Source organism: uncultured Agitococcus sp. (genome assembly GCF_937920075.1).
Lineage (GTDB): Bacteria > Pseudomonadota > Gammaproteobacteria > Pseudomonadales > Moraxellaceae > Agitococcus.
The window spans coordinates 1-1,470 of record NZ_CALETI010000044.1; the positions used below are offsets into that span (position 1 = coordinate 1).

The 1,470-nt window shown below is 42.4% G+C and carries 1 protein-coding gene; it reads left to right on the plus strand.

Annotated features, from left to right (window positions below):
* Positions 1-1,311, plus strand: a 1,311-nt coding sequence (locus Q0212_RS01310) for an L-glutamate gamma-semialdehyde dehydrogenase (protein ID WP_297921040.1), incomplete at its 5' end; no start/stop codon positions are given.
* Positions 1,312-1,470 lie beyond the last annotated feature (159 nt).

The following is a 1,470-nucleotide window of genomic DNA, read 5'->3' on the forward strand; positions in this document are numbered from 1 at the left end:
CCTGTCCATCAACGCGCAGGTTATTTGCGTGCTTTAACCGTATTAATGGAAGAGGCTCAAGCCGAAATCTTATATTTATTAACCATGGAAGCAGGCAAAACCTTACCTGATGCTTTAGGTGAATGGCGCGAAGCGATTGATTTATGTCGTTTTTATGCTCAAGAAGCCGAAAAACTACAAACTCCCCATGAACTACCCCATATTACAGGTGAACAAAATCGTTTATGTTGGGCTGCTCGTGGTGTGTTTGTTTGTCTTAGTCCGTGGAATTTTCCTTTAGCCATTTTTTTAGGACAAATTGCTGCTGCCATTGTTACAGGCAATACAGTCATTGCCAAACCTGCCAACCAAACTTCATTAATTGCCAGCAAAATTGCTCAACTGTTGCAACAAACAGGTTTACCAGAAGGTGTTGTGAATATTATTTTTGCGCGCAGTAGTGAATTGGGTGACTATTTATTTAAACATCCTTATTTAGCAGGTGTCGTTTTTACTGGCTCAACAGAAACGGCTCAACACATACAACTGGCTTTAGCACAACGTCGAGGCGCAATTATTCCCTTTATTGCAGAAACTGGCGGCTTAAATGCAATGATTGCTGACAGCTCTGCCCTTGCCGAACAATTAGTCTATGACGTGATGCAATCCGCATTTAATAGTGCTGGCCAACGCTGCTCTGCCTTGCGTGTATTATGGTTACAAGAAGAAATTGCCGATACAGTACTCTCACGCTTAGCAGGTCAATTAGCACTTTGGCAAGTTGGTCATAGCCAACATATTAACAGTGATATGAGTGCGGTGATTGATGGCCATAGCCAACAACATCTACTCTACTATTGCCAACAAATACAACAAGATGCCAGTTGGTCAGCTCATGCCACCTTATCTATTGATAGCAACAAAGGACATTATCTTGCGCCTCATGCCTTTGTTGTTAGCGCGGCTAATTTACCCAAACATGAAATTTTTGGCCCAATTTTACATATCTGTTTATGGCAACAAGGTAAATTGGCTGAGGTCATTGAGCATATTAACCGTGATGGTTATGGTTTAACCTTAGCTATTCATAGCCGTATTCAATCACACATTGATTATGTGCAGCGTCATGCTCGTGTTGGTAACATCTATATCAATCGTAATCAAATTGGCGCACAGGTTGCTTGCCAGCCATTTGGTGGCGAAGGCTTATCAGGGACAGGCTTTAAAGCAGGAGGGCGTCATTATCTACTGCGTTTTTGCACGGAGCGTGTGGTGAGTGACAATATCACAGCAATTGGTGCAAATACCGAATTAGTCAACCTAGACGTTTGACCACAAAACGAGCAAACACCATGAAAAAAGTATTTTTTTGCTGATAACTATTTGACAATTTTATGCTTGATGAATAAGATACGCGCCTCGACACGACGCATATTGGGGCTATAGCTCAGCTGGGAGAGCGCTACAATGGCATTGTAGAGGTCAGCGGTT